Raw genomic sequence first — 26,331 nt, 5'->3', positions numbered from 1 at the left:
GAATTAAAAAAAAGAAATCCTGCCGATATGAACTGACAAGACTCTAAAAAAATTAAATATAAAGGTTCAGGATTTTTATTCCCGAAGAACTTTTATCCTGTTGTCATTCCATATTTTGATAACGGAAGAACCTGAGTATTTTGAAACTTTTTCTCTGTCTTCTTCCACCGCATAATCTACAAGGCTGATCATCTCTTCAGAAATATCAGAGAATTTCAACGGACTTTTTTCACCACTGAAGTTGGCGGAAGTAGATACCAAAGGTCTGTTCAGTTTTGTGATCAGTTTTTTGCAGAAATCATTTTTTACCAATCTGATTCCTATACTTCCATCCTCTGCAAGAAGTTCTTTCGGAAGACCTCTTGGATTTTCATAAACAATAGTTACCGGTTTTTCGCTAAGATCAATAATTTCCCACGCCATCTCAGGAACATCCACCAGATCCTGAAGTCTTTTCTCAGACTCAACAAGGATGATCATGGATTTATTTTTTTCACGCTTTTTAATGTCAAAAATCTTATTGACAGCTTCTATATTGGTAGCATCACAACCAATTCCCCAAATCGTATCTGTAGGATAAAGGATTGTTCCGCCGGATTTTAATATTTCGATAATATGTTCCATAATAGTATATGAGTTCAAAGAAAGGATAAAGGTAGAGAATCTGTGAATTTTAGGCAAAAAAATGGGATGTAAATGTGGGAATGTTTATAGGTTTTGGCTAAAGCCAATGGAATGGTATATAATATGAAAACGGGCTAAAACCCGTTCCTATTGATGTTTTTATGTGTTTTATTAATTGGTGGGATGATTAAAAAACCGTGGAGTATCCTATTCAATAGAAATGGGCTTTAGCCCATTTAAATAAAAGAAACAAATCCTTCGGCTTTAGCCAAAATCTAATCACATTTTAAAATTATATTTTTGAATAAATTCCCTATACTCCTCACCAAAGCTTTTTTTCTGATGATGCTTTTCCTGATTTTTAATATAATTTCTTACGCTATCTATCATAGACTCAGAAACTGATACCGCAAAATATTCATCCTGCCATGAGAACTTTCCTACAGTAAGATTATTTTTATTGATCCAATGAGAAGATTCACCTTTTAAAAGCTGGACAATTTTTTCTATATTCTGATCAGATCCCAGAGAAATAAGGCAGTGACAATGATCTGAATATCCATTAATCATATCTAAAAATATTCCTTTTTCTGTAGCATATTCTTTAATATGTTTCCAGACCTTAAGACGTATGTCAAATGTATTGAGAAACGGATCTCTGTTTCTTGTAGAAAAGACAAGATGAATATAAATTTTGATAAAAGCCATTTGTGTTGTTTTATCAAAAGTAATGTTTTTTTTAAGTTTCGGCTAAAGCCAAAGGAATGGTATATAATATGAAAACGGGCTAAAGCCCGTTCCTATTGATGTTTTTATGTGTTTTATTAATTGGTGGGATGATTAAACGTAGAGTATCCTATTCAATAGAAATGGGCTTTAGCCCATTTAATTCAGAGATAAGAATCCTCCGGCTTTAGCCCAAACCTAAAATAATTCAACCCTATTTTTGAATTTTTACATCCATCCCAATTTCGATAAATACCTTTCCTCGATAATATTCAGGTGGTGATAATTATGTCCCACGATCAGTTTTCCGATGGTTTCTACAGAAATTTCATGACCATTGGCTGTACCTGTATTTTGTAAAGCGGAAGGATGAAGGGTTTCTAATAGAATCTGAGAAGATTTTCTTACCAGCTTGTATTCTTCCAGAAGGGATTCGATGGTTCTTTCACTTGCAAAAGATCGGTTAGCATATTCATCTTCGTCGAAGCCTGGAAGATTGTTTTTCTCTCCTCTGGCAAAAGCTAATATTCTGTATTGGAACACTCTTTCCGTATCTGATAGATGGAGTAGAAGTTCCTTTAAAGTCCATTTCCCTTCTGCATAAGCGAAATTAAATTGATCTTCAGTAAGATTTGAATAAATCCCTATTGTTTTGTCTGCGGATATCTGCAGCTCATTCAACCAGTCTCCTGCTGGAATCTGATCTAAATATCTTTGAATGTATTTTTGAAAATCGGTCATATTGTTTTTGTTTTTATCAATTGATTTTGAGATGCGGGGTACGAGTTCCGAGAGTGGTGATTCGAGTTATTGAAATAAAGGACAGAGGTGTTTTTGAATGATATACATTAAAAAAAATTGCTCATTACCTATTGCTCATTACTCATGAATTGCTCCATTCGTAGAAATTTACGGAGTCATACAGCTCAAAGCCGCAGGATGGATAAAGCTGATTCCCTATATCATTACTTTTTCCTGTTTCTAAAAGAATACCGCATGCTTTAGATGAACGGCAGTGTTCTTTAGATTGTTCAATTAATTCTTTGGAATATCCCTTTCCTCTATGGTTTTCATTTACGTAGAGGTCATTCAACAGCCAGTAGCGCTGCATTCTTGTGGATGAAAATAGGGGATATAACTGTACGAAACCTGTCAGGTTACCATTTTCTTCTGCTACAAAAATTTCGGAATCTTTATTTTCAAGTCTTTCCTTTAGAAAATTTGTTGCTGCGGGAATATTGGATGTTTTATGATAAAATATTCTGTACTGATCAAATAATTCCGAAAGTTGGGGCAGATCGGAAATAGCAGCTTTTCTTGTATTTTTCATAGTATTTGGTGTGTGATATAAAATGAGAAGGATTTGACAACCCTTCTCATTTTAGTTTATAGTATATTAAGAAAAAGCTTTCTCAAGATCTGCAATAAGATCTTCAGCATCTTCAATCCCTACGCTTAAACGAACCAGGTCATCAGTGATTCCTAATTCAGCACGTTTTTCTGCCGGAATTGAAGCATGGGTCATCAGAGCAGGGTGGTTAGCCAGAGATTCTACTCCTCCTAAAGATTCTGCAAGGGTGAATACTCTTACTTTCTCTAAGAATTTGATAGCATCTTCTTTCTTTCCAGATTTGAAAGTGAATGAAACCATTCCTCCGGATTCCTTCATCTGAGATTTTGCCAATTCATACTGTGGATGAGATTCCAATCCAGGATAAATTACTTTATCTACAGCCGGATGGGTCTCAAGATATTTGGCTACAGCAAGTCCATTATCAGAGTGTCTCTGCATTCTTAACGCCAGTGTTTTGATTCCTCTCAATACAAGATAAGAATCGTGAGGTCCTAAAATACCACCACTTGCAAACTGGATAAAGTGAAGCTTGTCTCCCAGTTCAGCATCTTTAGCGATAAGAGCTCCAGCGATCACATCAGAGTGTCCTCCTAAATATTTGGTTGCAGAGTGCATTACGATGTCAGCTCCAAGATCAATGGGTCTCTGGATATAAGGAGTTGCAAAAGTATTGTCTACAGCCACTAAAATATCTTTTCCCTTTGCAATTTCTACTACTGCTTTGATATCCACTAATTTCATCAATGGATTAGTAGGGGTTTCTACCCAGATCAGTTTTGTTTTATCCGTGATAACATCAGCAATTTTAGAAACATCATCAAAATTCACGAACGTAAATTTCAGCTGATATTTTTCGAAAAGTCTTGTGAACATTCTGTAAGTACCACCATAAAGATCATCTACGGCAATTACTTCATCACCAGGATTTAATAATTTCAAAACACAGTCGATGGCTGCAAGACCAGAACCGAAAGCTAAACCTCTCGCTCCGTTTTCAATACTTGCCAAAGAATCTTCCAATGCCTGTCTTGTAGGGTTGGCAGCTCTTGAATATTCATATCCGGAATGTACTCCCGGGCTTTTCTGTGCAAATGTAGAGGTCAGAAATACAGGTACATTTACAGAACCTGTTGCAGACTCGTGGTGCTGCCCTCCGTGAATTACTTTTGTATTAAAATTCATAATTTTTTGCTTTAGGCTTGAACACTAAGCATATGAGTTTAATGTTCATTGTTTTTATTAAAAGTTGCTCTAGCTGAATACAAAAAGCTTACCGCTTACTGCCTCCAGCTTGTTGCAATTGTATTTTTTACTTAATAGCAGATTTCACCGCAAATTCTTCTGCAATTTCCTCCATCCACTGGGCCACATCCTCTTCACCTGTCGCTCTCTGATACGTACTTCCTAAAGATATTAAAATCTGGTGGATAAACATCTTCATCTGATCTACAGGCATCTCTTTTGTCCAAAGATCAATTCTTAGGGCTTCTCTTGTTTTATCATCCCATACAGAAATCATCGTTGCTTTGGTATCTTGTTTATCAATACCACCATCCTGAGCATTCCATGTAATATTTTCCGGGACATGATTTTCATCAAGCTCTACATCTATCGTAATCTGAGTCTTTCTCATTTTTCTATTTTTTCTAAATTCTAAATTTTCTATTATTTAAGTTTCGGTTTATAACCGGATTGATTAAAAATTGTGGTAGCATCCATTTTCAGGAACTGGGTCAACTTTGTTTCAGGTTTTTCTTTAAGATATGCCTTGCAGATCTGCCATCCCGTAAAAATTCCGATTTGCGGTGAAGATTCATTGTCAATCTCTGTGTAAAATTTCGAGAATGGGCCAGGAGAAATAAAACGCTCTCCCAATCTTGGATCATCTCCGAAAATAAGATTGCTTTCTACAAAATAATTCCAGATGTTGGCTTCATTACTTGTTGCCCATTCATACTGCTTCTGAGTATAATTCATTTTCAGATAATCAGGAACATCAGGGAGAAAAGCATCCTGTAGAATCATTACTTTTCCGTTCAGAATAATCTGATCAATGAATTTCTGATGATCAGGAGATTCCGTAACAATATTTTCAGCGAAAAGCTGCGACACTTTTGGAACAATATTTTGTGGGTTCATCGATTTTTGGAAATACAGTTCCAGGCCTTTATAATTAGGATTTCCATCTCCCATAAAACCGGTGACATCTATAAATAACAGATTGCCCTTCTGGTCATAAAATATCGGATCCTGAACCATCTGTAAAGCTGATGAAAACAGATATACTTTTGGATTTTTAAACTGTGGGAAGTAATATTTGATATGTGAAAATAAATTCTGAAGTTCTTTTTGAAGCTTTGCCTGATCTATTTTCCCAATCGCTTCCTTATAGATTTTTATTTCTTCAGCATCTGCTCTTCTTTTTCCAAAATCGGCATCAGAAACACTGCCCTGAAACCAGGGAAATTGAGCTTTAAATTGATCCAGCGGAAGAGCCGGGTTGTAAAACTCTTTGGAAATATCCGTGATGTCAACTTTTTCGGCAGTTTGTTTAACTTCTACCTTCCATTGATTTTCAGGTTCATTTTTGCAGGAAATAAGTCCGGCAGCTAAAAGAGAAGAAAGTGCAATATATCTAAAAATCTTCATTATTTTTACATGGAATTTAAGTTTACAAAAATAAGGATTAAATACACAATTCATGATGAAAATTAAAATATTTACTGCCATTTACCTTATTTATGGACTTTCTTTTTTCTATGGGCAAAAGCTTGAATTTAAAGATAAAAACTTTGAAAAAGCAGTACTGGAAAATTTTGATCTGAATAAAAATGGAATGCTGGAATCTCCTGAGGCAGATAGGGTTACCAATCTGTTCCTTGTTCAGAAAGGAATCACTTCTACGGATGATCTGCACTTTTTTAAAAACGTAAAAATGATTGTCCTGGATGATAATGTAATTCCTAATATGGTAATAAGCAACCTCGATCAGCTTGAATTGTTTTCATGTACAGGATGTAAAATCTCTTCATTCAAAACAGAAAATCTGAAAAACTTAAGTTCTTTGTATTTGGATCATAATAGATTGGAAAGTATTTCGTTGACAGGAATTCCAAAAATTGATCAATTAACATTATCTTTAAATCAATTAAAAACAATTGACCTGGCTCAGTGTAAAGGATTAAGAAAACTGAATCTGGAACATAATAAACTTCAAAAAATTGATATTTCCGGGAATCCGGCTTTAGAGACTCTGAATATAATCGGGAATAAGATAAAGGAAACAGATATAAAGAAAGGAACAAAAACAGAGGTTACCATTTTTGGTGCAGAAGAATAAAAACTAATCATTATGAAAATAGAAACAAAACGACTGATTTTAAGAAAACTTGAAGAGGCAGATGTTGAACGCATTTTTCTTTTGGATTCCAATCCTGAGGTGATGAAATATCTGGGAGAGCCGGTAACTACAGTTGAAGAATCTAAGGAAGTCATCAAAATGATTCAGAAGCAGTATGAGGAAAATGGAGTAGGAAGGCTGGCAATTATTGAAAAAGAAAGCGGATTGCTGATAGGGTGGTGCGGCTTGAAATTATTGACACAGCCTGTCAATGGTTACGTGAATACTCTGGATCTGGGATATCGTTTAATTCCAGAATTCTGGGGAAAAGGATATGCGATGGAGGCAGCAAAAGCTTCTTTATATTATGGTTTTGATGAACTGAAAGCAGCCGTTATATATGCTTTCGCTGATGCCGGAAATACGGGTTCAAAACATATGCTAGGAAAATTGGGTTTTGAGAAAACAGGTGAGTTTACAGACGAATCTGATGTTGAATGCTTCTGGTACGAACTGAAATGTGAAAAATATAAGAGTAATGACTATTAGAAAAGAAGAGGGAAAAGACCATCAAAAAGTCTTTCAACTTACAGAAGAGGCTTTTAGAGAAATGGAATACAGTGATCATCAGGAACAGTTTCTGGTAGAAAAATTAAGAAAATCTGAAGCCTTTGTTCCGGAATTATCATTGGTTGCAGAAGATGAAACCGGAGAAATTGCCGGACATATTCTGTTTACAAAAATTACCATTGAAGGGGATGGAGAATCCTTCGGATCTCTTGCATTAGCGCCTGTTTCCGTAAAGCCTGAATTTCAGAATCAGGGAATAGGAGCAAAACTTATTCTTGAAGGACATCGTATTGCCAAAGAACTGGGATATGAATCTGTAATATTGATCGGACATGAAAATTATTATCCACGCTTTGGTTACAAAAAAACAAGTAATTTTGGGATTTCTTTTCCATTCTATATTCCGGAAGAAAACGGAATGGCTGTAGAATTGGTAAAAGATGGATTAAAAAATAAAAAAGGAGTGGTGAAATACCCTCAGGAATTTGGAATAGACTAAAAAAATATAAACGATGCAGACACAAAAAGTGATAGATCATATTGTAAACTGGTTAAAAGATTATGCGGCAAAAGCAAGAGTAAACGGATATGTAATCGGGGTTTCAGGAGGAGTAGATTCAGGAGTTGTTTCTACGCTGGCAGCAATGACCGGACTGAAAACATTGCTGATTGAAATGCCAATCCGTCAGAAAGCAGATCAGGTAGACCGCGCAAAGGATCATATGGATGACCTTAAATCAAGATTTCCGAATGTAGAAACAATGTCTGTAGATCTGACCCCTGCTTTTGAGGAGCTTTATAAAACTTTTGATGTAAAAGATGATCTGTTTCCTAATGAAAAACTGGCTTTCGCCAACACAAGAGCACGTCTGAGAATGCTTACTTTATATTATTACGGACAGCTGAACGGACTTTTAGTTTGCGGAACAGGTAATAAAGTGGAAGATTTTGGGATCGGATTTTATACAAAATATGGAGATGGTGGAGTAGACGTTTCTCCCATTGCAGATCTTTATAAAACGGAGGTATATGAATTGGCCAAAGGGCTTAATTTAATTAAAAGCATTCAGGAAGCGATTCCTACTGATGGACTTTGGGATGTAGACAGAACAGATGAACAGCAAATTGGTGCATCTTATCCGGAACTGGAAAAAATCCAGAAAGAATACGGAAATAAAACTGCCGATGATTATGAAGGAAGAGATAAGGAAGTATTCTTAATTTTTGACAGAATGCATAAAGCCGCCAAGCATAAAATGGATCCTATTCCGGTTTGTGATATTCCCGAAGAGTGGAGAGCATAATACACTGTACCAATACTGGTAAATTGTCACATTAATACAACGATTGTTATGAACGGTAAAATAAGATCCGTGTTTTTTATATGTCTGGGACTCCTTTTCGGAATGTCTGTAATGTATATCTATAAAAATTTTATTGCAGATAAAAAAGATCAGTCAGATTCAGTAAAAAAGGAAACGGTGAGCTATGGCAGTACCTCTTCAGAAGGAGCTTCCAATAACGGAAATTCATCTGCTCAGGTTTCCATTGATCAGCTTACAGAAGAAAAAATAGTTATCAGCTACGTAAAACAAAATCATAAACTTCCGGATTATTATATCACTAAAAACGAAGCCAGAAAACAAGGATGGAATCCTTCCCAGGGGAATCTTTGTGATGTGCTTCCGGGAAAAGCTATTGGCGGAGATAAATTCGGAAACAGAGAAAGACATTTGCCGGACGGAGAGAAATATTTTGAAGCAGATGTAAACTATCATTGCGGAGGAAGAAATGCTGACCGTATCATTTACACTCAAAATGGAGACGTATACCTTACCAAAAACCATTATAAGAGCTTTGAGAAACAGTAACGTCATTGCGAGGAACAAAGTGACGAAGCAATCTCAAAAATAATAATAAGTGAAAGCAGGTTTTGTCTATATTATGACGAATAAAAATCATACAACTCTTTACATAGGAGTTACTTCAAATCTGCCAAAACGTGTGCAACAGCATAAATAAGCATACTATTCACAAAGCTTTACCTCAAGATATAATTTATATATTTTAGTTTATTGGGAAGCTTTTCAGGAAATAGGTGATGCTATAGTTAGAGAAAAACAAATAAAGGCTGGCTCAAGACAAAAGAAATTGGATTTAATTAATAGTATAAACCCAGATTGGAAAGATCTTACGGATGATATCAAGCATATTTTGATATTTTTTGAGATTGCTTCGTCGCACAGCTCCTCGCAATGACTATATGAAATTTGTATTTAAACAGACATAAGTAGTATTTTTGAAAAATTATAATCTTTTTTACTTTACCATCATTTTACTTCTGGCCCTTTCATGTTCGGAAAAGAAAAGTATGGTAAAAGGAAAAGCAGAAAAACCGGGTATAATTATCCTTATTCAGCCATTTAAAGATATTCAGCCTGAAACTGTAGCAAAAGTAGCGGAAGGAATCAAAAAAATATATCCGAAGGTAAAAGTGCTGGATGCTATAGATTTTCCGGAAAATACTTATTATAAAGAGAGAAATCGGTATAGGGCAGATTCGATTATTAAGTTCTTAGATAAGGAAACAAAAGAAGGTTTTGTTACCATTGGTCTTACTTCAAAAGATATCAGTGCCACCAGAGGAAAGATCAAAGACTTTGGAATTATGGGATTGGGGTATAGACCAGGTAAAGCTTGTGTAGCTTCAAAGTTCAGGCTGAGCAGGAAAAATCCCGATGAGCAGTTTTATAAAATAGCCATTCACGAACTTGGGCATACGCAGGGGCTGCCACATTGCCCTGAAAAAATGTGTTTTATGAGAGATGCAGAAGGCAAGAATCCTACTGATGAAGAAACGGATTTCTGCCAAAAATGCAAAGCTTTTTTAATTAATAAAAATTGGAAATTTAGTTCAATATGAAGACAGTATATATAGATTTTACAGACATAGGTGACTATGAAGATTTTTACGCTCAGTTAAAGGAAAAAATTCAGCTTCCTGAACATTTTGGCGATAATCTTGATGCACTGTCTGACACCATAACCGGAGACTTGGAAATGCCACTCCACCTGGAATTCGTAAATATGACTGTAGATCAGCTTGAGATTTTTGAAGACCTGCTGACTACTCTTGAAGATGCCGAAGAGGAAGTGGAAGACTTCAGCTTTAGCTACTATCTGGAGCAATACGAAGACGAAGATGATGAGGTAGAATCTGAAGAAGAATAATAAAAAAGCTGTTTCAACATATGAAACAGCTTTTTTATTACCCTTGACAAGGATAAAATCTTTCTTTATAAAAACGTCGAATCAAAATAAAAAGGAAGCAGATCTTTTACTGCACTTACTTTTACAACCTCTTCATTCATACTTGAGAAATAAAGGTCGATATTTTCGTTCTGCTTGGTTTCATACTCAATCAAGCTTTGGCGGCATGCTCCACAAGGAGGAATCGGAGGATTCTTTTCATGAAATTCTTTAGGACCTCCTACAATGAAGATCTTTTCTATTTTCACATCCGGAAAATTGGCGGCTACCCAAAAAAGAGTAGTTCTTTCTGCACATAGCCCGGACGGATAGGCTGCATTCTCCTGATTGTTTCCGGAATAAATTTCTCCATTTTCCAATAATACGGAACATCCTACCAAAAATTGAGAATAAGGCGCATAAGCATTCTCACGAGCCTCTTTGGCTCTTTCAAATAATTGTTTTTCTATATCGCTCAGTTCACTGCTATTTTTAAAATATTCGTAACTGATCTGTATGTCTTTTTTCATATATTGTCAACTAAAAAAGGGGGGTAAAATTAGTTCTTTTTAATGAAGTGGGCAATATTTTATTCTTCCTGTGAAAAGTTCAATTTTTTTAAAGAGTAAAATGCTATACACACCAATAAAATTCAGAAATGTAGAGTTAAAAAACAGATGGGTAATGTCTCCCATGTGTATGTATTCATGTGAAAACGGAGAGGCTAACGACTTCCATTTTGTACACTACGGAAGCAGATCTCAGGGCGGAACAGGTCTTTTGATGGTAGAAGCTACAGGAGTAGAACCTAAAGGAAGGATTACCAATCACTGTATGGGAATCTGGAATGATGAACAAGCAGGAAAGCTGCAAAGAATTGTAGAATTTGTTCATAAAAATTCAGAAAGCAAAATCGGAATTCAGTTGGCCCATGCCGGAAGAAAAGGATCTACCTGGAATAATATACAGATTCCTCTGGAAGAAGGCTGGGAAACGGTGGCGCCAAGTCCTGTTCCTTATCACCCCACAGAAAGAATTCCGCATACACTCACTACAGATGAGGTAAAGGAGCAGGTTCAGAATTTTAAAAAAGCTGCGAGAAGAGCTGTGGAAGCTGGTTTTGACGTTATTGAAATTCATGGGGCGCACGGATATCTGATCCATCAGTTTCTGTCACCACTTTCCAATATCAGAACAGATGAATATGGAGGCAGTTTTGAAAACAGAATCCGATTTCTGATCGAAATTGTAGATGCTGTTAACGAAGAACTGGATGAAAATACTGCTCTTTTTGTAAGAATTTCAGGGACGGAATATGCAGATAATGGCTGGGATATCCAAAGCAGTGTTGAGCTGGCTAAAATTTTAAAAGAACATGCTGTAGATCTTGTTGATGTATCCAGTGGTGGAAATATTCATGGTGCCAAAATTTCGGTTTTCGATGGCTATCAGGTTCCTTTTTCATCACAGATAAGAAATGAAGCCGTTGTAAAGACAGGAGCAGTAGGGTTGATTACTAAAGTGGAGCAGGCTGAAGAAATTCTTCAGAAAGGCGATGCCGATTTAATTTTCGTAGCAAGAGAGATCCTTAGAAACCCATATATTGCTGTTCAGGGATCTTTTGAAATGAAAGAAAACTGCTTTTTCCCGCATCAGTATACCAGAGCCAAAATTTCTTCTTAATTAACAGGTCTCTTATAAAACCAGTACAGATGGATATTGATGATTTCATGCTTACCTGCCCCAGTAAAAAATTCCTGGGAGTAGAATGTCTGGGCTGTGGTGCACAGAGAGCCGTTGTATTGGTGTTCGAAGGAAAGTTTGCAGAAGCTTTTCAAATGTATCCTGCTGTGTATACCTTATTGATATTCTTTATAATTCTTGGTCTGAGTTTTATCGATAAAAAAAGAAAATACGGTAATATTTTACTGATTATGATCATCATCAACCTGATTATTATGGTAATCGGGTATATTTATAAACATCACTAATCACGGAGGAAAGACAAACTAAATAGATGATACTGAAGGAAATGCTTATTGAGTGTTTTCTTCAGTACTCTAGTTCTCGTGGGTTTTGTAGAATATTTTCAATGAAAAATAAAATAAATTAGTTTAAAATTCTAAATTTATTTTTTAATCCGGAATTCTAAAAATGTCGTAGAATTACTACAATTTCTAAAACAGTGCCTTAAAAACTTTTTAAATTAGAACCTGAAGTCTATCTTTGTTATATAAATCCTATATCAGGGAACAGTCGTTAATGATTAAAATGTAAGAATATGGCAGGAAATTCGAGAGGAATCTTAAAATTCAATGGAGGTGAAGGTCAGAAGTTATTAAAGCTTAACTACAGCGTATCAAGATCTACAGATGTTTCAGGACGTGTAGCATCTGATCCGTCAAACGCATTGATTAAAGTAACCATTGAAGCAACAGAAAAATCTGATGTTTTAGAAAGTTTATTAAACAGCAAATATAAACCTACAAACGGAGAAATTCAATTTAATAAATCTCACGAAGAAGGAACACTCATCTCTTTGAAGTGGGAAAACGGATATGTTATCCAACATGAAGTAGATTTTGATGCAATAGACAGCAACAACATGCTGATCAGCTTTGTAATAAGTGCTGAAAGCATTACGTATGGAAATTCATTCTATGACGGACTTTGGCCAATGAGCTAAGTCTTTCATGAACTAAAAATAAAAGACTGTCCTTCATAAGACGGTCTTTTTTTACCTAAGACTATATTCTGCAGGAGCTTTTGTTTTTATTTTTAAACTCCCTTTCTGTTGAATAATCGTTTAGAAAACTAATCAAATCACTAAAAATATGTCAAATACACCTGGAAAATCACAAGCGACGTCTTTTCGTCCGACGCAGAATGCGGATGGTATTTCTGAAAACCATCATACAGGCATCAACCGTCTGGTAAAACTTTCTCTTGTCATAGAAGGGAAAATTATCAAGTACTATAAACATTTCAAGCTTAAACAAAGTACCAGAAGACATCACGAATTTACACTGACACTGGCACACGATACGCTGGGGGACAGACAGACCCATTCATTGGAAGAGGCCAATAAATTCCTTGGAAAAAGGCTTACGGCCATTATTTCCTATAAAGATATAGACAACAGCCCGGAAAGAACTTTTGTAGGAGTCATTACCGGAGTAGGATTCAGTCAGGAACATATGAGTTTAGGAAATATTGTGCTTACAGGTTTCAGTCCTACCATTCTTCTTGACGGTGCACCGCATATCCAAAGCTTTGGAGGGAACCAGTCTGTGAATGTAGGGATCATTGCTGAAGAAGTGATTAAACAGGGAATTGATAAAAGCCGATTTGATGTCAGGGTAGATGCCAATAACTTTTCTCAGATCATTTATAGCAGTCAGTATGATGAAACACATTATAACTATCTGGCAAGAATGGCAGAAGCCTATGGTGAACAATTTTACTATGATGGTGAAGTTTTACATTTCGGAAAACTTCCGGCTCAGAATAAACCCATTACCCTTACCTACGGAAGCAGTGCCAATGATATAAAAGTTGAATTGAAGGCGGTACATACCAAGCCTCAGTTCTATGGCTATAACAGTAACAAAAATGAAAGACTGACTTCGGGTTCAACACCCATTAAACATGTAAGTGATCTGGCGAAAACAGCCTACAGTCATAACGAATCTATTTATAAAACGCCAGCTTTGCAGATGGCTCCCATTAAAGCGACCACCCATCTTGATGTGGAATACTCTCAGAAAAGTGCGGCCGGAAGTGAAGCGGTGAATGTGTTTTCCATTTCAGGAAATACAACAGTTCCTTTCCTGCATCCGGGTTGTGTAGCAGATGTTCAGATGCGAAAACAGGATTCTAATGAAACTTCTTATTTCACCAGAATCATGATTACAGAAGCGGAACATGAAATTGACACCATCGGTCATTACAAAGGAAGCTTCATAGGAATAGCAGCTGATACAGGATTTCTTCCAAAACCGGAATTTACCATTCCAAAAGCTGAACCACAGACGGCTACCGTAATTTCTAACACAGATCCCGAAGGACAGGGAAGAATACAGGTGAGATTTGACTGGCAGACCAATGATACTACTCATTTTATCCGTATGATGAGCCCTGATGCAGGAGGAACGGATCAGATTACCCAAAACCGTGGTTATGTAGCCATTCCCGAAGTGGGAGATCAGGTGATGGTTAATTTTGTACACAGCCATCCGGACAGACCTTTTGTCATGGGAGGAATGTTTCATGGTGGAATTGCTTTGGGAGGTGGTGTTAACAATCACCTGAAATCCATCCAAACCAGAAGCGGAATCAGAATTTTAATGAATGATGAAGAAGGCAGTGTAACGATCCTGGATCCGAGTGGAAATAGCTATTTCATGGACGGACAGGGGAATATCAGCATGAAAGCACCTAAAAACTTTACTTTAAATGCAGGTGACAATATCAATATTACCGCAGGAAAAGAAATCTCGATAGGAGCAGGCGCAAGTATTACCAGTACAGCGAACGATAATATTGTTTCCATAGCAGGAAAAGATATGAAACTTACTGCTTCGGGAGACATCACGGAAGCTTCCGATACCCGAACGGAAATGATTGAAAAAGAATTCAAGAGACAATCTGAAACTTCCAATGAAATAGCCGGTGAAATTTCCATGTTCAGCGAACTGGAAAACATGACGATGCAAAGTGGAAAAATTGTAGAATTCAACAGTGCTGAAAAATCAAAACTTTTCTGATATGGCGATCATCAAAACAGCAACCAATCTGCGCATAACAGTCAAAGATTCTTATCATCTGAGTGTAGGAAAAAAGGTTGAAAAAATAGCAAAGAAAATCAATGTGGAAGCACATAAAGAAAATCTGGTTTTAGCAAGTAACAAGAAGATTATGTCCCATGGTCATAAGTAAATATAACCTGCTGATTCTTTTTATATGGTGTTTTTCATTAACGAATTGTCAGAATAAAAAAATGGAAGAAAAATACAGTTGGCTCGGAACCGTTTCTGCTCCGCAGGAATATCCGATGGAAGTTTATGAAGGAGCAATTGTCGCTGATGATTTTACATACGGCTTTGATGCCATCTGGGGAACACAGAATACAGGATGGGGCAAAGAAGGTGGTACGATGAACGTGACAACCGAAAGAATGAATGCTCCCCACGAGCTTGAATTCACATGGTATTCTTTGGTAGAAAAAAAATTCTACACCGGAAAATGGAATCTGGATAAAGAAAAGATAAAAGCCCTTTTTGATGAAGGATTTGTAGATCAGGATACGAAAAAGAAATCTACCTACAATTCTTTTGTTGTCGGACTGGCTCCACAGGGAAGAGTGGTGTTATGGATGAAAGGTCCCGGAAACCAGAAAGAAATAGGTGCTTTCCAGGCTCATGATACCGTAATTACCAAAGAAAAAGCCTATGACAATGCTCAGTATATGCTGAAGGAAGGTTTTGCCGATAGAATGCTTAAAGATCCGTCTTACAAGACATTCAAGCCGGAAGTACGTGAGAAAATTGAAAAAGAAGGTTATCCTGCTGCAGATGTTTACAACGTCTACAGAGAAAAATACAACTGGAAACCTGCTGTGATTCTTCCTGAAGGAGCAACATGGATCGATTTCGGTTTTACCAATTATAACGGAGAGCAGGAAAACCTTTTTGACCAGAGTTTAAAAGAGAATACTTACAAAAGTAGAGCTGTACCAAGATTCTGTGGTTTTTACTGGAAAGATAAAAACAACAACAGATATGCAGTTTGGATAGACGCTTTTGATGATAAAGAAATATTTGACTTGTTTCAGAAATCAGGAAAAGACAAAAACATTGATCTTACCATTAAAGTAAATGAAGACAATACCAAAGTTTTAGTGTCCTTAGAATCTGAAAAAGAAAAACTGCCTGTTACCAAAGCAAAAATCAGGGTATCCCGAAAGATAGAATGATAGCATTCACTCAGTCAATTTAAAAACAAGAACTATGCACAACAATCAATTTGGAAGTTATACACCATCTGTATCCAAAGAGGAAGTACTGGATATTACCATTGGGATTTTTTTTGACGGAACCCTGAATAATAAAACCAATACAGACGAAAGAAAAAAAGGAACAGATGCCCATAAAAAACACGGTGGAAAAGCGACAGACAACACCAGCTACAACAATGACTGGAGCAATGTTGCCCGCATGTGGGACAACTATGATAAAAACTTCGGCATTTATATAGAAGGTATCGGTACACAGGATAAGGAAGGCGATGCTACGTTGGGATATGCTTTCGGAACAGGAGAAACCGGAATCAGATCGAAAGTGAGAAAAGGCTGTGAAGAAATTGTAAAAAAGGTGAAAACCATTAAAGCAGAAAAGAAAGCCGATAAAATTGCTGTGCTTACTTTTGATGTATTCGGATTTAGCCGTGGAGCTGCTGCTGCCCGTAATTTTGTATACGAAATCGGAAAAGCAAAATATAAAGCCACTTCCCGAACCGTTGCCAATGAAGCGGTGTCGGTGACAACGTATTCCGATGATGATGGAAAGGGTGTTGCCTCAGAAGAACTTCCAAAATGGGGTCACCTTGGCCTTAAACTAGAAGAAGCAGGATTAAAAGTAGATGTGTTGAAAGTAAGATTCCTGGGAATTTACGATACTGTTTCTTCCTATTCAAAATACCTGTCGCCAGTACCTAATTTCAGCAATGACGTCGAAGAACTGAGCCTGAATGATATCGGAAAAGCACAGACCGTAGTTCACTTTACTGCAGAAGATGAACATAGGGAAAATTTTGACCTTACGAGAGTGCATATCGGAACTGAAAAAACATTCCCCGGGGTACACTGTGATGTAGGTGGAGCTTACGAAAACGGACAGGAAACATGGGAAGAAGTTGAAACTTCATGGACTACCAGTACCAAATTAAAAGCATTAAAAACAGAGCTTGAAAATGAAGGTTGGTATCATAAAGATGAGCTCACCATTACCCCCGGATTCTATTTATCACTAAGAGGAACACGCAAGCTGCTGAAGACATATAGCTACATTCCTTTGCATTTTATGGCGGAATATGGGGTAGATAAAAATCTTCCTATTACCATAAAGAAACTGACAGACGATAAATATTCTATTTTGGATGATCAGTTTTTAATAGGAATAAAAGACCGTCTCAGAACTTACGTGATGGGAGATGGCCAGCCTTACTCTTTCAAACATTATAAAGCCCTGCGGGATGCCTACGGAGGAAACGAAATCCCGGAAAGCCGTCAGACAGCTTATCAGAAAGAAGTAAAGGAACAGGATGATTTAAGAAAGCTTCGCCATGAATATCTCCACTGGTCAGCAAGAAGAGAAGGTATTGGTATGGATCCAAGACCTAACAGAACAAGGGTTATTCATTTGTAATAAAATATCAAATAAAGAAAAGAATTGAAGCAGGAATATTTTTATGCAGAAATATAATATACATACCGTTCAGAAAGATGAAACTTTAAAAAGTATAGCCTCGCTGTACGGGTTGGATAAAGATGCATTAAAACTCTTTCATAACAATCACTGCACGGTTAAGGATATGATTCTGATCAACCTGAACGGGCAGAAAGAACTTTTTGTTCCGAGAACTGCGGTTGCAGATAAAAATATTTTGGTAAAATTCGGGAAAGGAAACAGTCTTACCCTTCAGCCGGAAAATTCAGTACGAAGATACAGTGTCGTCATTACCATTGAAAAAGGAGAATCTAAAAACGAACTAAAATATGAAACCTCTGTTCGCTGGTTAAAAACAGATAAAGGAATTCATTTTTTTGAAATAGACAGAACATCCAACCTTTATCTTAATGAAGAAGAAGTGAATGAAATTGCAGACCTGCTGGCTTACAGAACCTCTAAGGTTTTATATCCTTTACAGATTAGTACAGATGAACACGGGAAATTTGAAGCCGTAGAAAATGCTGACGTATTTCTTAAAAGATGGACGGCTGTAAAAGAAGAATTATACAAAGAATTTGAAGGCGAAACCGTAGACGAATACTGCGGAAAGATTGAAAAAATAATCAGCCAGCCTGAAGCCATCAATCTTTACCTTAAAAATGATTACTTCATCCGCACTTTATTCTTTGGAATATACCAGAGTTTTGGAAAGGAATACAGAACTGAGATGACAACAACTTTTCCTGTAGTGGACAATGCAATTGAACCCAGATATAAATTTACCCTGGAAACAGATCCGCTGAAAGAAGAAACAGGCCTGATTACCATAGAAGGAACAGGAAAGTTATATGAAGAAAGAGATATTGATGATTTTATAAGAAGATCACCTTTTTCATTGATTATAGAAGATGAACCTGTGATGAATGAAGAAGGAACTTTCAGACTCATAAGCTATCTGAAAGGAGAAACTTCACTTCCGGAATCTCTTTACCTGGAATGCAGTATCATGCTGCAGGAAGAAAAAAAGATTTCAGTATCAGTTTCAGGAATTGATGAAAAATAAAATACCATTTCACTAAAGATAAAATTAATATGGCAGAAAAACATATTGTAGTACAGGGCGCCCTATGCAAATGCCAGTTCGGACAGGTTCCGGACAAGCTGAAAGTACTTACACACCAAAAAGAATATGCCAATGATAAAAGCGCTTCCAAAAAACTGATCGTTACCACGAAAGAAATTGGAGCAGCCACATTTGAAAAAAATACATTCGGAAACTGTACCAAAATGGGTGGCCCACCACCTCCCTGCAAAATTATGGTTACAGAATGGCAGAAGTTTTATGATAAAGTACAGCTCAGCAATGGCGGATATATCATTGTAGAAGACAGCAAAGCAGTATGTGCTATTGCCGGAACTCCATGTATTGAGATTATAGACCATGGGCAGAGAGCTGAAGCCAGCCAGCAGAACTTTAAAAATGCTGACAAAGATGTCCAGCAGCAGATCAATCCGTTGGTGGATTCCGAAGAAATGTATAACGAACAGCCTTCTGGAGGAGGGCAGGATGGTGCAATCTAAATGATAATACAATGGCAAAAGGTGTAAAAAAAATAAAAGTTGTAAGCGGATTGTATTATCCCAAAATGTCTGTGTTAGGACAGAGGGTTACTATAAAGCCGGATCAGTGGGTACAGTTTGGCGTGGGCGAATGGTTACCAGGCACTACAGACGCAGACAAAAAGAAACCTCTCACCTGGATGAGGCAGAACAGCAGCAAAAAAATTATTATCAATCAGATAACCTCTGCTACAGGATATAAATTTTTAATTGGAAAACAGTTCTGTGGAAGCTATCAGTTTTATATTGAAGCCAGCCTGTCAGGAGTAAGAGACCCCAAAAATGATACAGGAATATATGTAAAAGGCTGGTGTGATCCCAAAATTGTCAGCAGCAAATGGTCTACCCAGAAAAACAGCAAAAGCATCAAAAACAATAAAAAGAATGAATATATTTCCTACGGACACATTGTGCACCTGAACCTGATGACGGAAGGTCTTAACGGAAATACAGTCAGTATCGAGCTGTGGAATCAGCAGTATGCTAAAAAAGATAAGCTGGTACATACCTACAACAATGTACAGGTCATAGATGGTGAGGTAAATCTCAAAATAGAAAATACCTTTGCCTGGATGGCCTATGTAGACAATATCCAGAATGTAGAGGAATTCTATGTTAAAGTAAAGGATAACGCCTCAAAACAATACATCAAAGATAAATTGGGTGATGATCTTCATGCCATTTATCTTAATGTGAAAAATAAAGTTGTTACCACCAATACCAACGGAGCCCAGAACCAGACCCCGACTAAAGTTTATAAGCCGGATGTAAATTCTGTCAGACTGGAACCTTGTAAGTTTGAAGTCATTAAGATTACAGAAAGTGAAATAAAAGATGGTAAGGCTAATAATACAACCGTTAAAGTTTTTGATAATGGTAACGGTGTAAAGCAAATACAATCGCCTGCACTGCAGGAACATATTCAGAGAACAATCTTTTATAAATTTGATTCTACAGTCATAGATAAAGACGGAGTAGCCATTCTGAATAATGTACTCAAATTCCTCTTAGAACATAAAGATGCCACCATGAATCTGAGTGGTTATGCCTGTGTTATTGGAAAACAGAATTATAATAAAGGACTTTCCCAAAGAAGAGCAGACGTTGTCAAAAAATTCTTTGCAGACGGTGGATTAGATCCCAGAAGAATAATCTCTGTGGGAAAAGGAGAAGTAGATCCTACAGATGATAAAAAGGGAAGAGATAATATCAAATATAAAAATGAAAAAGACTACGAAAACAACCGTAGAGTAGATATCTCATTCGTGTTCAATGCCCATGATGCCCAGACTGTTAACTATGAAGTGACAGCGCCTAGCGTATCTATGAAGAAAGACTTAACGATTGATGTTACAGGTTTTCAAACCAATGAATGTTTCAGAGACAGCAAAGGAAAACATAAGAAACAGGTCCTGATCGTAGATGTAGGCCAGGCCATCGATAAAGGAGACACCGTAAAGACCTTTACTACACCTTCATTTAATTATGGAGTGTATTCAGATTTATCCAAATTTGATACGATGCCTATACATTACATCTGGCCTATGTGGGCCAATCCAAACCAGTTCCATTTGCATGCCCATACCTGCAGGTATTTCAGTAATGAAAAAAGAACCACTGTATTAATCAAGGCCTATCCGGATATTAAATGGACGCTAACTTTCTTTGTTAATCTTACCAATGAGCTTAGCGTAAAATGGCAAAACCAGCCCGCTGCAAAACATAAAGACCTACAGGCAAAAGCCGGTAAAATAGGCGCTGAAAGAAGATGGAAACAAAAAGATGCTTCATTCGGATTCAGCCTGAAAAGTGAATGGGAAAAGAACAGAAGCGGAAATTTTCAGAGAAGTAAAGAGCTTAAAGGAGAATACGAAACAAAATTTAAAAAGCTCTATGATCTTTTTGGCTCACTCGGAGCAATGTCTGATGGTATTACCAACAAAACTAAAGGACAAGTTAGAAACATGGGTTTTAAAGGTCTTCCGGTAACTTTTGCCATCAAACCACCCAATATTAATCTGAAGGGAGAATGGTGCCTGGAAAGAGCCAAACAGAAAAATACAGAAATAGAAAGATTAGGAACAAAGGTTGATATATCTTTTAATGCAGAACCCCTGATAGGATTAGAGGTCACTGTTGACCTTCTCTGTACGGCTGTTGGACTTGTTGCAGGAGCGGTAAGTGGAGGAACTGCTGCGCCGGGAGCGGTGAGATTATATGGAGTGATCAAAGACCAGATGAACACAGGGGTGGAATTTGGGAATGATGATTTCGGAGCTAAACTAAGCTCAGATGTTTATATTGATCTCGTTATTTCAAGTGAAATCAAAACTTCAGTTGGTTTTTCATTCAATACCGTAAGTGAAAAAGGGGACACGCAGGGAAAAATAGAAGCAAAAAATACCCTTAAAATTGAATTGAAAGCAGGAGTTTGGGCAAAAGCAGAAGCCAATCTTGTTATTGTTAAAGTAGAAGGATATTTTGAGATGAGCGGTAAGGGATCAGCTTCCATTACATTCGGGCATGGTGTGAAATTTGATGATAAAGGATTAAATTACCGTCCGGAATTAGGATTCGATGGGCTCAATGCTGAATATGTGATCAAAGGAAAAGTAGGAATGTCCGCCAAAAAGAAAATACCTAGAGGAGGTAATAAAAAACCGGCAGAACTTAAAGGAAGTTCGGAAGATGAAGGTATTATCGCAGAAGGTAAATTTAACGAAATTGTACCTAAATTTGATGTCATCAAAAGTCTCGAAGAACTTTTCGGATTCAGTGCCGATATTCCGTTAATAAGAAATTAGATAATATGAAAAAGATCGTTTTAATAATTTTGTGTTTTATCATGTTTGTATCATGCCAGTCACAACAGAAGACAGACCTGGAGAAAGTAGATTTTTCCAAAGGGTATAAAGAAGTTTTAAAAGATACCAAGTATCAGACAGAAGCAAGGGAAATTGTAACCACACTCCCTATTGCGTATACCAAAGATGTAGCCGGATACAAATTCGGGAATATCTCCTTTCCGGAACATAAAGAAAATAACGTAAAAAGCTCTACAGTAGGACTATTAATAAACAATCCTGCGGAAAAACTTACAAAAGGAATAAAAATAGAATGGGAAGATACCGCTGCAGGAAATGATCTTTTGGCTTATCTGAAATCACAATACAAAAATCCTAAGGTTCTTGCCGGAATTCCCGCAAAGAACAGCGAAGGAAAAATATTAGGAAATGCAGCCTATCTATGGGATATGAAAGATAAAACCATGGTATTGGTACAATATTATGAATACACCAATAATAAGCCCAATACTTCCTCTGTTCTCTATATTGTAGACAATCAGGTGAAGACCGCAGACGGACAGGAAACTGCTGCGGCACATCTTGTAAAAACTTATACTCCATAGCAGACTCTTATTGATGGATAATTATGATTATTATGCAGAAAAAGTAATTACGTATTTACCGTTAATTATACTTTCTATTATTGCAGTTGTTTTACTGCTTCCTAATTCTAGAAAAAGATTTTTAAGAATTCAGGCATCATTACCTACATCCAAAATAAAATCAGTGGCCATGGGACTGGTAGAAATTCAGGGGAAACTGATTATGAAAGAACCTTTGATTTCACCTGTTGCAAGAGAAGAATGCATAGGATATTATTATACGATTGAAGATGTTACAAGAGATAAGGAGGGAAAAAATTCTTATACAACCATTCATAAAGAAACCCAGTGTAATCTCTTTCAGATGCAGGATGATACAGGAACTATTGAAGTACATCCGGAAGGGATAGAATTGATATTCATCGAAGAAACAAATGTAAGTTATAACGGACAGAAAAGATATAAGGAAACATTGCTTAAATCTGGTCAGGAAATGCTGCTGGTAGGTGCCGCTGATTCCAGAAACGGTGAAGCCTTTATCAAAAAAGATACAGGTCATAAGCTTTTAGGAATTACCACTGCAGCAGGAATTTCAGTCTGGAATAAATACCAGCCTCTGTTGAGATCATTTCTGGTAACCTGTATTATTATACTTATAGTAATGATTTTAATCTTATCACAATAATGGATCAAATTGTAGCCATCGTTATCGCCGTATTTCTTATCATAGCCATTCTGGCTTTTTTCATCAGTTTGTACAATAAGCTTGTCATGCTGAAATTCAATGTGGAAAAGGCATATGGGAATATAGATGTTATTTTAAAACAAAGAGCCGATGAAATTCCTAACCTTGTAAACGTTGCCAAACAGTTTATGAATCATGAAAAAGATCTGCTTACCAAACTGACTGAGCTTAGAACTTTCTATAACACCACGAATGATTCTGACAGAAAAACGGAACTCGCAAACGAGACCTCAAGAGCACTCTCATCATTTTTTGCCGTTTCAGAAAACTATCCGGGCCTTCTTTCTAATAATAACTTTTTGGAACTACAGAAAAGAGTTTCCGGAATGGAAGATAAAATAGCAGACAGAAGAGAATTTTTCAATGACAGCGTAAGCCTTTATAATATAGGAATTCATGAATTTCCCAATGTTATTCTGGCAAAAATGCTAAGCTATAAAGACAAAACCTTATTAGAAGTTTCAAATCAGGAAAAACAATATGAAGGAGTTCAGTTTTAATACATTTTTCGGGTATGAAAGTATACTGATGGAAAAACCCGAAATTGTTCTTTTCGGGGCATTGCTGCTTCCTATAGGCCTGATTATGGTGGTCAGTATGATAGGCTGGGTTTTCAGAAAACTGAAATTCAATATGTATATTATTCAGGCCATACTATACACCCTGCTTTTCACATTCTTTTTTGGAACAGTCACTATGCTGATTCTTTTTTTTATAACAGATAAGAACGGAGTGAAACTTGCGTGGTGCTGGAGCTCTATTCTCCTGGGAATGTTTTGCTTTAGCATCCTCAATACCAATACCATCAGTAAAATGTTTACCGATTGGTCTAAAATCATTAAAAACTAAAATTATGATAAAACAACCCTATTATATGATCGATTTCAGTGCATCAGCCTGTTTGTTCGAGATAAGGATTAATGATTATCCTGTGATTCATATGAATGTTGAAGGGCAGGTAGCTACTAATATTCCGATTAATTTTGCCATACTGAAAAGTGGTGTTCAGTCTGTATCAGCAACCATTTTACCCAATATCGGCGATTTGCAGCTGCACCCTAAATCAGAATTGAAATTTAATATTAAACTTTTTGATGTGGCTAATGATTTTGTCTTTGACCAACAGTTTGGTGACTATCGTTCTGAAGCCATAGAAGATAAAAAGAAACAGGTTATTAAACATGTGGGTTCCTTTAAAGCAGAAGTTCCCTATCAGCTTTCTGCGTGGCAGAACGGAAGAAATCTGCAGGATATTAAGGACAACAGAAAAAAACTGGAACAGGCTTATGATCATATATCAAGATTAATAAGAGAAAATAAATTTGAGGATTATAAAAAATTAATTTCCAAAAGAGAGGAAAATATGGCCGCTTCAATGTATCTGTCGAAAGCAGAATCAGAAGAACGTTTTACTGATCTTGTAAAAGATTTCAAATCCGGATTTAAAATACAACCAGTTTCTAAAGATGCCGTTATGTTTGTATGTGCAGAAAATAAAGTCGCTTTTTTAAAAAGGGCAAACGGAGAATCTGCTTTATATCTGGAAAACCCGGAAGCAGAAGAAGAATTGATGCTTGATATTTCATTTTATATTCCGGAAGGAAAGGAAGAATTTGAAATAATCTAATTACATTTATATTATTCTATGAAAAAGCGGAACATTTTCTTGCTGCTTTTTGCAGTATTAATCAATATCTGTTGTGGAAATAAATCATTTGACCTTTCATCAGTTTCATTAGGCGATGATGCCAAAAAATACGACTTTGAAAACAAAGATTTATTTATGAAAGATGCCGCAAAAGCCGATATTATTCAATACTATGCAGATGAAAACAAAGGAATAACCTATGGAAATATAACATTAGATAATACCATGGGAACAAGGATTACCATATACAAAGGAAAAGTAGGAGCACTAGACACCAATGCTGCCGAAAAAAACTCTCTGGAATTTGCAGAAAAAATAGTAAAAAAACATGGAAATCCTACAGCTTCTATCACTGATAAAGCAACCGTAGATGCCAAACTGGTAAAACCTATTTTTGAGAAACTGAAAAAACTTTCTCCCGAAAAAGTTTCATGGAATCCAAATGAGAAAAATTCATTTACTTATCCAACCTCTTTCTTCTGGGATGATGGAAAAAATTATTCCATACTAAGTATCTCCATTGAAGATGATGGGAAAATAAGAAATAAATATATTTCAGTAACCAAAGAGGCTTATCGTAATAATGCTGTGTTCGGGTTAAAATATCCCACACCTCCGGCTTCTCCGTGGTATAAGTATATGAATTAAAAATAAGCCTTTAAAAGGATGAAGAAATAAAAAAACAGATTCCGGATACTTGAATCCACTTTTTTCTGTTTTATTATTGAGAACTGCATACTAACACTAACATTATGAAAAGATTGAAATATATAGTAATACCAATAATCTGTTTGGCGATTGCTTCATGCGGCCATCAGAAAAATAAAGATACTGAGTCTTTGGTTGAAACACAGGGAAGTACTCAGACAGAACCTTTCAATCTTGCTAAAGTTGCTGTGGGACAAAATATCAATGAAATTTTAAAATCTGCCGGAGCAACAGAGAAAGAAGCTGTTCGAACCAATGAAGTGACCCTGATTGGAAATGAAAAACTGGCCTTTTCATCAAAAGAATTATTACACTTCAATGGAATAGATCTGGAAGGAAAGAATCATAAAAATACCAATAAAGTAATTTTACACTTCGGAAAAGTAGATCAGGAAATTGGCCCGCTTGCTAACGAAAAAGAAGATGAGTTGGGAATGTATCAGCTTGATATCTATACAGAGGAAGAAAAAACGGCACTTCTGGATAATCTGAACAAAACATTCCAAAAACCCAGATTTGATACCATCCGCGAAGGTTTTGAATCAGAAGTTAAAGACAATGAAATCATCCATACTCATAATAAAATGAGACAGGAAGTGGCCATATGGAGAAACAAAGATATGCTCTATTACTATTGTGAAACCAAAATAGATAACAGACCTGAGGAATACCGCTGCAATCTTTTCGTGTTCAAAAATAAAGAATGGAAAGACCTTCTCAAAGGATCAGGATATCCCGATCTGGATAAAATCTCTCTATAACATTTGCTTAGTCAAATCAGCTTGCTGATCTTTCTTTGCTCTCTTAAAATAAAGCATTAAAAAATAAAACCTCTGCGTTAAAAATCCGGTCAATTAAGAAACCGTTGAGTTTTAAAAAACATAAAATGCCGATCTAAAAAGACCGGCATT

General features: G+C 36.5%; 33 protein-coding genes. 25 read left to right on the top strand and 8 right to left on the bottom strand.

The window, feature by feature from the left end; translation table 11 throughout:
- Window positions 1-75: 75 nt before the first annotated feature.
- The 7 genes from ACWPWS_RS15585 to gldB all read right to left on the bottom strand — a co-directional run bounded on the left by ACWPWS_RS15585 (window position 76) and on the right by gldB (window position 5,353).
- The gene (locus tag ACWPWS_RS15585; RefSeq protein WP_047378653.1) at window positions 76-624 is read right to left on the bottom strand and encodes an L-threonylcarbamoyladenylate synthase; all 549 of its coding nucleotides are present in this window, start codon (window positions 622-624) and stop codon (window positions 76-78) included.
- 279 nt (window positions 625-903) lie between these two features.
- Window positions 904-1,332, bottom strand: coding sequence for an IS200/IS605 family transposase (gene tnpA / locus ACWPWS_RS15580; RefSeq protein ID WP_454047136.1), 429 nt, complete (start codon window positions 1,330-1,332; stop codon window positions 904-906).
- Window positions 1,333-1,578: 246 nt separating this feature from the next.
- Window positions 1,579-2,091, bottom strand: a complete 513-nt coding sequence (locus tag ACWPWS_RS15575; protein ID WP_454047135.1) for a DinB family protein — start codon at window positions 2,089-2,091, stop codon at window positions 1,579-1,581.
- 142 nt (window positions 2,092-2,233) lie between these two features.
- Window positions 2,234-2,680, bottom strand: a complete 447-nt coding sequence (locus ACWPWS_RS15570; protein ID WP_454047134.1) for a GNAT family N-acetyltransferase — start codon at window positions 2,678-2,680, stop codon at window positions 2,234-2,236.
- 66 nt (window positions 2,681-2,746) lie between these two features.
- A complete protein-coding gene (locus ACWPWS_RS15565; protein WP_065396112.1) occupies window positions 2,747-3,886 on the bottom strand; it encodes a cystathionine gamma-synthase in 1,140 nt (379 codons plus the stop codon).
- A gap of 127 nt (window positions 3,887-4,013) precedes the next feature.
- On the bottom strand, window positions 4,014-4,337 hold the full coding sequence (gene gldC / locus ACWPWS_RS15560; RefSeq protein ID WP_034695059.1) for a gliding motility protein GldC: 324 nt from the start codon (window positions 4,335-4,337) through the stop codon (window positions 4,014-4,016).
- 32 nt (window positions 4,338-4,369) lie between these two features.
- On the bottom strand, window positions 4,370-5,353 hold the full coding sequence (gene gldB / locus ACWPWS_RS15555; protein WP_454047133.1) for a gliding motility lipoprotein GldB: 984 nt from the start codon (window positions 5,351-5,353) through the stop codon (window positions 4,370-4,372).
- 52 nt (window positions 5,354-5,405) lie between these two features.
- Between gldB and ACWPWS_RS15550 the strand changes: the two genes are divergently transcribed.
- The 8 genes from ACWPWS_RS15550 to ACWPWS_RS15515 all read left to right on the top strand — a co-directional run bounded on the left by ACWPWS_RS15550 (window position 5,406) and on the right by ACWPWS_RS15515 (window position 9,845).
- Window positions 5,406-6,044, top strand: coding sequence for a leucine-rich repeat domain-containing protein (locus ACWPWS_RS15550; protein ID WP_454047132.1), 639 nt, complete (start codon window positions 5,406-5,408; stop codon window positions 6,042-6,044).
- Window positions 6,045-6,056: 12 nt separating this feature from the next.
- Complete coding sequence (locus ACWPWS_RS15545; protein WP_454047131.1) at window positions 6,057-6,593, top strand: GNAT family N-acetyltransferase; 537 nt, start codon at window positions 6,057-6,059, stop codon at window positions 6,591-6,593.
- Window positions 6,583-7,113, top strand: a complete 531-nt coding sequence (locus ACWPWS_RS15540; RefSeq protein ID WP_454047130.1) for a GNAT family N-acetyltransferase — start codon at window positions 6,583-6,585, stop codon at window positions 7,111-7,113. The genes ACWPWS_RS15545 and ACWPWS_RS15540 overlap by 11 nt, the downstream gene beginning before the upstream one ends.
- Before the next feature lie 13 nt (window positions 7,114-7,126).
- Window positions 7,127-7,918: an NAD(+) synthase gene (gene nadE, locus ACWPWS_RS15535; protein ID WP_454047129.1), complete on the top strand. Its 792-nt coding sequence runs from the start codon at window positions 7,127-7,129 to the stop codon at window positions 7,916-7,918.
- 48 nt (window positions 7,919-7,966) lie between these two features.
- A complete protein-coding gene (locus ACWPWS_RS15530; RefSeq protein ID WP_454047128.1) occupies window positions 7,967-8,485 on the top strand; it encodes a ribonuclease domain-containing protein in 519 nt (172 codons plus the stop codon).
- Window positions 8,486-8,534: 49 nt separating this feature from the next.
- Window positions 8,535-8,636, top strand: coding sequence for a GIY-YIG nuclease family protein (locus ACWPWS_RS15525; RefSeq protein WP_454047127.1), 102 nt, complete (start codon window positions 8,535-8,537; stop codon window positions 8,634-8,636).
- Between the two features lie 277 nt (window positions 8,637-8,913).
- The gene (locus ACWPWS_RS15520; RefSeq protein WP_454047126.1) at window positions 8,914-9,537 is read left to right on the top strand and encodes a Zn-dependent protease; all 624 of its coding nucleotides are present in this window, start codon (window positions 8,914-8,916) and stop codon (window positions 9,535-9,537) included.
- Window positions 9,534-9,845 (top strand): barstar family protein, encoded by a 312-nt coding sequence (locus ACWPWS_RS15515; RefSeq protein ID WP_454047125.1) that lies wholly within the window; start codon window positions 9,534-9,536, stop codon window positions 9,843-9,845. Before ACWPWS_RS15520 ends, ACWPWS_RS15515 begins: the two co-directional genes overlap by 4 nt.
- 65 nt (window positions 9,846-9,910) lie before the next feature.
- Here ACWPWS_RS15515 and ACWPWS_RS15510 read toward each other — a convergent pair whose 3' ends face one another.
- Window positions 9,911-10,393 carry a cytidine deaminase gene (locus ACWPWS_RS15510; RefSeq protein WP_454047124.1) on the bottom strand — a complete coding sequence of 161 codons (483 nt, stop codon included), beginning with the start codon at window positions 10,391-10,393 and terminating at the stop codon, window positions 9,911-9,913.
- Window positions 10,394-10,493: 100 nt separating this feature from the next.
- Between ACWPWS_RS15510 and namA the strand changes: the two genes are divergently transcribed.
- The 17 genes from namA to ACWPWS_RS15425 all read left to right on the top strand — a co-directional run bounded on the left by namA (window position 10,494) and on the right by ACWPWS_RS15425 (window position 26,181).
- On the top strand, window positions 10,494-11,546 hold the full coding sequence (gene namA, locus ACWPWS_RS15505; protein ID WP_454047123.1) for an NADPH dehydrogenase NamA: 1,053 nt from the start codon (window positions 10,494-10,496) through the stop codon (window positions 11,544-11,546).
- A 29-nt stretch (window positions 11,547-11,575) separates the two neighbouring features.
- Complete coding sequence (locus tag ACWPWS_RS15500; protein ID WP_454047122.1) at window positions 11,576-11,854, top strand: DUF2752 domain-containing protein; 279 nt, start codon at window positions 11,576-11,578, stop codon at window positions 11,852-11,854.
- A gap of 290 nt (window positions 11,855-12,144) precedes the next feature.
- Complete coding sequence (gene tssD, locus ACWPWS_RS15495; protein ID WP_105681123.1) at window positions 12,145-12,549, top strand: type VI secretion system tube protein TssD; 405 nt, start codon at window positions 12,145-12,147, stop codon at window positions 12,547-12,549.
- 148 nt (window positions 12,550-12,697) lie between these two features.
- Window positions 12,698-14,629, top strand: coding sequence for a type VI secretion system Vgr family protein (locus tag ACWPWS_RS15490; RefSeq protein WP_454047121.1), 1,932 nt, complete (start codon window positions 12,698-12,700; stop codon window positions 14,627-14,629).
- Between the two features lies 1 nt (window position 14,630).
- Window positions 14,631-14,801, top strand: coding sequence for a hypothetical protein (locus ACWPWS_RS15485; protein WP_153816338.1), 171 nt, complete (start codon window positions 14,631-14,633; stop codon window positions 14,799-14,801).
- A gap of 61 nt (window positions 14,802-14,862) precedes the next feature.
- Window positions 14,863-15,837: a DUF2931 family protein gene (locus ACWPWS_RS15480; RefSeq protein ID WP_454047120.1), complete on the top strand. Its 975-nt coding sequence runs from the start codon at window positions 14,863-14,865 to the stop codon at window positions 15,835-15,837.
- A gap of 34 nt (window positions 15,838-15,871) precedes the next feature.
- The gene (locus ACWPWS_RS15475; protein ID WP_454047119.1) at window positions 15,872-17,287 is read left to right on the top strand and encodes a phospholipase effector Tle1 domain-containing protein; all 1,416 of its coding nucleotides are present in this window, start codon (window positions 15,872-15,874) and stop codon (window positions 17,285-17,287) included.
- 43 nt (window positions 17,288-17,330) lie between these two features.
- Complete coding sequence (locus ACWPWS_RS15470; RefSeq protein WP_454047118.1) at window positions 17,331-18,374, top strand: hypothetical protein; 1,044 nt, start codon at window positions 17,331-17,333, stop codon at window positions 18,372-18,374.
- 29 nt (window positions 18,375-18,403) lie between these two features.
- On the top strand, window positions 18,404-18,892 hold the full coding sequence (locus tag ACWPWS_RS15465) for a DUF4280 domain-containing protein (protein ID WP_105681118.1): 489 nt from the start codon (window positions 18,404-18,406) through the stop codon (window positions 18,890-18,892).
- Between the two features lie 11 nt (window positions 18,893-18,903).
- The gene (locus ACWPWS_RS15460) at window positions 18,904-21,735 is read left to right on the top strand and encodes an OmpA family protein (protein ID WP_454047117.1); all 2,832 of its coding nucleotides are present in this window, start codon (window positions 18,904-18,906) and stop codon (window positions 21,733-21,735) included.
- Window positions 21,736-21,740: 5 nt separating this feature from the next.
- A complete protein-coding gene (locus ACWPWS_RS15455; protein ID WP_454047116.1) occupies window positions 21,741-22,340 on the top strand; it encodes a hypothetical protein in 600 nt (199 codons plus the stop codon).
- A gap of 13 nt (window positions 22,341-22,353) precedes the next feature.
- Window positions 22,354-23,004 (top strand): hypothetical protein, encoded by a 651-nt coding sequence (locus ACWPWS_RS15450; RefSeq protein WP_454047115.1) that lies wholly within the window; start codon window positions 22,354-22,356, stop codon window positions 23,002-23,004.
- On the top strand, window positions 23,004-23,564 hold the full coding sequence (locus ACWPWS_RS15445; protein WP_454047114.1) for a LemA family protein: 561 nt from the start codon (window positions 23,004-23,006) through the stop codon (window positions 23,562-23,564). Before ACWPWS_RS15450 ends, ACWPWS_RS15445 begins: the two co-directional genes overlap by 1 nt.
- Window positions 23,545-23,913: a hypothetical protein gene (locus ACWPWS_RS15440; protein WP_454047113.1), complete on the top strand. Its 369-nt coding sequence runs from the start codon at window positions 23,545-23,547 to the stop codon at window positions 23,911-23,913. The genes ACWPWS_RS15445 and ACWPWS_RS15440 overlap by 20 nt, the downstream gene beginning before the upstream one ends.
- Before the next feature lie 4 nt (window positions 23,914-23,917).
- Window positions 23,918-24,691 carry a hypothetical protein gene (locus ACWPWS_RS15435; RefSeq protein ID WP_454047112.1) on the top strand — a complete coding sequence of 258 codons (774 nt, stop codon included), beginning with the start codon at window positions 23,918-23,920 and terminating at the stop codon, window positions 24,689-24,691.
- 18 nt (window positions 24,692-24,709) lie between these two features.
- Window positions 24,710-25,360 (top strand): hypothetical protein, encoded by a 651-nt coding sequence (locus tag ACWPWS_RS15430; protein WP_454047111.1) that lies wholly within the window; start codon window positions 24,710-24,712, stop codon window positions 25,358-25,360.
- A 104-nt stretch (window positions 25,361-25,464) separates the two neighbouring features.
- On the top strand, window positions 25,465-26,181 hold the full coding sequence (locus tag ACWPWS_RS15425) for a hypothetical protein (RefSeq protein ID WP_454047110.1): 717 nt from the start codon (window positions 25,465-25,467) through the stop codon (window positions 26,179-26,181).
- Window positions 26,182-26,331 lie beyond the last annotated feature (150 nt).

This window comes from Chryseobacterium sp. Marseille-Q8038 (genome assembly GCF_965111995.1).
Note: the sequence above shows the minus strand (reverse complement) of the source record. Positions and strands in the feature narration are given on the sequence as shown.

What these genes read in the sequence shown, in the direction of transcription:
- ACWPWS_RS15585 (WP_047378653.1), bottom strand. Translation starts at nt 624, where the DNA reads ATGGAACATATTATCGAAATATTAAAATCCGGCGGAACAATCCTTTAT.
- tnpA (WP_454047136.1), bottom strand. Translation starts at nt 1,332, where the DNA reads ATGGCTTTTATCAAAATTTATATTCATCTTGTCTTTTCTACAAGAAAC.
- ACWPWS_RS15575 (WP_454047135.1), bottom strand. Translation starts at nt 2,091, where the DNA reads ATGACCGATTTTCAAAAATACATTCAAAGATATTTAGATCAGATTCCA.
- ACWPWS_RS15570 (WP_454047134.1), bottom strand. Translation starts at nt 2,680, where the DNA reads ATGAAAAATACAAGAAAAGCTGCTATTTCCGATCTGCCCCAACTTTCG.
- ACWPWS_RS15565 (WP_065396112.1), bottom strand. Translation starts at nt 3,886, where the DNA reads ATGAATTTTAATACAAAAGTAATTCACGGAGGGCAGCACCACGAGTCT.
- gldC (WP_034695059.1), bottom strand. Translation starts at nt 4,337, where the DNA reads ATGAGAAAGACTCAGATTACGATAGATGTAGAGCTTGATGAAAATCAT.
- gldB (WP_454047133.1), bottom strand. Translation starts at nt 5,353, where the DNA reads ATGAAGATTTTTAGATATATTGCACTTTCTTCTCTTTTAGCTGCCGGA.
- ACWPWS_RS15550 (WP_454047132.1), top strand. Translation starts at nt 5,406, where the DNA reads ATGATGAAAATTAAAATATTTACTGCCATTTACCTTATTTATGGACTT.
- ACWPWS_RS15545 (WP_454047131.1), top strand. Translation starts at nt 6,057, where the DNA reads ATGAAAATAGAAACAAAACGACTGATTTTAAGAAAACTTGAAGAGGCA.
- ACWPWS_RS15540 (WP_454047130.1), top strand. Translation starts at nt 6,583, where the DNA reads ATGACTATTAGAAAAGAAGAGGGAAAAGACCATCAAAAAGTCTTTCAA.
- nadE (WP_454047129.1), top strand. Translation starts at nt 7,127, where the DNA reads ATGCAGACACAAAAAGTGATAGATCATATTGTAAACTGGTTAAAAGAT.
- ACWPWS_RS15530 (WP_454047128.1), top strand. Translation starts at nt 7,967, where the DNA reads ATGAACGGTAAAATAAGATCCGTGTTTTTTATATGTCTGGGACTCCTT.
- ACWPWS_RS15515 (WP_454047125.1), top strand. Translation starts at nt 9,534, where the DNA reads ATGAAGACAGTATATATAGATTTTACAGACATAGGTGACTATGAAGAT.
- ACWPWS_RS15510 (WP_454047124.1), bottom strand. Translation starts at nt 10,393, where the DNA reads ATGAAAAAAGACATACAGATCAGTTACGAATATTTTAAAAATAGCAGT.
- namA (WP_454047123.1), top strand. Translation starts at nt 10,494, where the DNA reads ATGCTATACACACCAATAAAATTCAGAAATGTAGAGTTAAAAAACAGA.
- ACWPWS_RS15500 (WP_454047122.1), top strand. Translation starts at nt 11,576, where the DNA reads ATGGATATTGATGATTTCATGCTTACCTGCCCCAGTAAAAAATTCCTG.
- tssD (WP_105681123.1), top strand. Translation starts at nt 12,145, where the DNA reads ATGGCAGGAAATTCGAGAGGAATCTTAAAATTCAATGGAGGTGAAGGT.
- ACWPWS_RS15490 (WP_454047121.1), top strand. Translation starts at nt 12,698, where the DNA reads ATGTCAAATACACCTGGAAAATCACAAGCGACGTCTTTTCGTCCGACG.
- ACWPWS_RS15485 (WP_153816338.1), top strand. Translation starts at nt 14,631, where the DNA reads ATGGCGATCATCAAAACAGCAACCAATCTGCGCATAACAGTCAAAGAT.
- ACWPWS_RS15480 (WP_454047120.1), top strand. Translation starts at nt 14,863, where the DNA reads ATGGAAGAAAAATACAGTTGGCTCGGAACCGTTTCTGCTCCGCAGGAA.
- ACWPWS_RS15475 (WP_454047119.1), top strand. Translation starts at nt 15,872, where the DNA reads ATGCACAACAATCAATTTGGAAGTTATACACCATCTGTATCCAAAGAG.
- ACWPWS_RS15470 (WP_454047118.1), top strand. Translation starts at nt 17,331, where the DNA reads ATGCAGAAATATAATATACATACCGTTCAGAAAGATGAAACTTTAAAA.
- ACWPWS_RS15465 (WP_105681118.1), top strand. Translation starts at nt 18,404, where the DNA reads ATGGCAGAAAAACATATTGTAGTACAGGGCGCCCTATGCAAATGCCAG.
- ACWPWS_RS15460 (WP_454047117.1), top strand. Translation starts at nt 18,904, where the DNA reads ATGGCAAAAGGTGTAAAAAAAATAAAAGTTGTAAGCGGATTGTATTAT.
- ACWPWS_RS15455 (WP_454047116.1), top strand. Translation starts at nt 21,741, where the DNA reads ATGAAAAAGATCGTTTTAATAATTTTGTGTTTTATCATGTTTGTATCA.
- ACWPWS_RS15450 (WP_454047115.1), top strand. Translation starts at nt 22,354, where the DNA reads ATGGATAATTATGATTATTATGCAGAAAAAGTAATTACGTATTTACCG.
- ACWPWS_RS15445 (WP_454047114.1), top strand. Translation starts at nt 23,004, where the DNA reads ATGGATCAAATTGTAGCCATCGTTATCGCCGTATTTCTTATCATAGCC.
- ACWPWS_RS15440 (WP_454047113.1), top strand. Translation starts at nt 23,545, where the DNA reads ATGAAGGAGTTCAGTTTTAATACATTTTTCGGGTATGAAAGTATACTG.
- ACWPWS_RS15435 (WP_454047112.1), top strand. Translation starts at nt 23,918, where the DNA reads ATGATAAAACAACCCTATTATATGATCGATTTCAGTGCATCAGCCTGT.
- ACWPWS_RS15430 (WP_454047111.1), top strand. Translation starts at nt 24,710, where the DNA reads ATGAAAAAGCGGAACATTTTCTTGCTGCTTTTTGCAGTATTAATCAAT.
- ACWPWS_RS15425 (WP_454047110.1), top strand. Translation starts at nt 25,465, where the DNA reads ATGAAAAGATTGAAATATATAGTAATACCAATAATCTGTTTGGCGATT.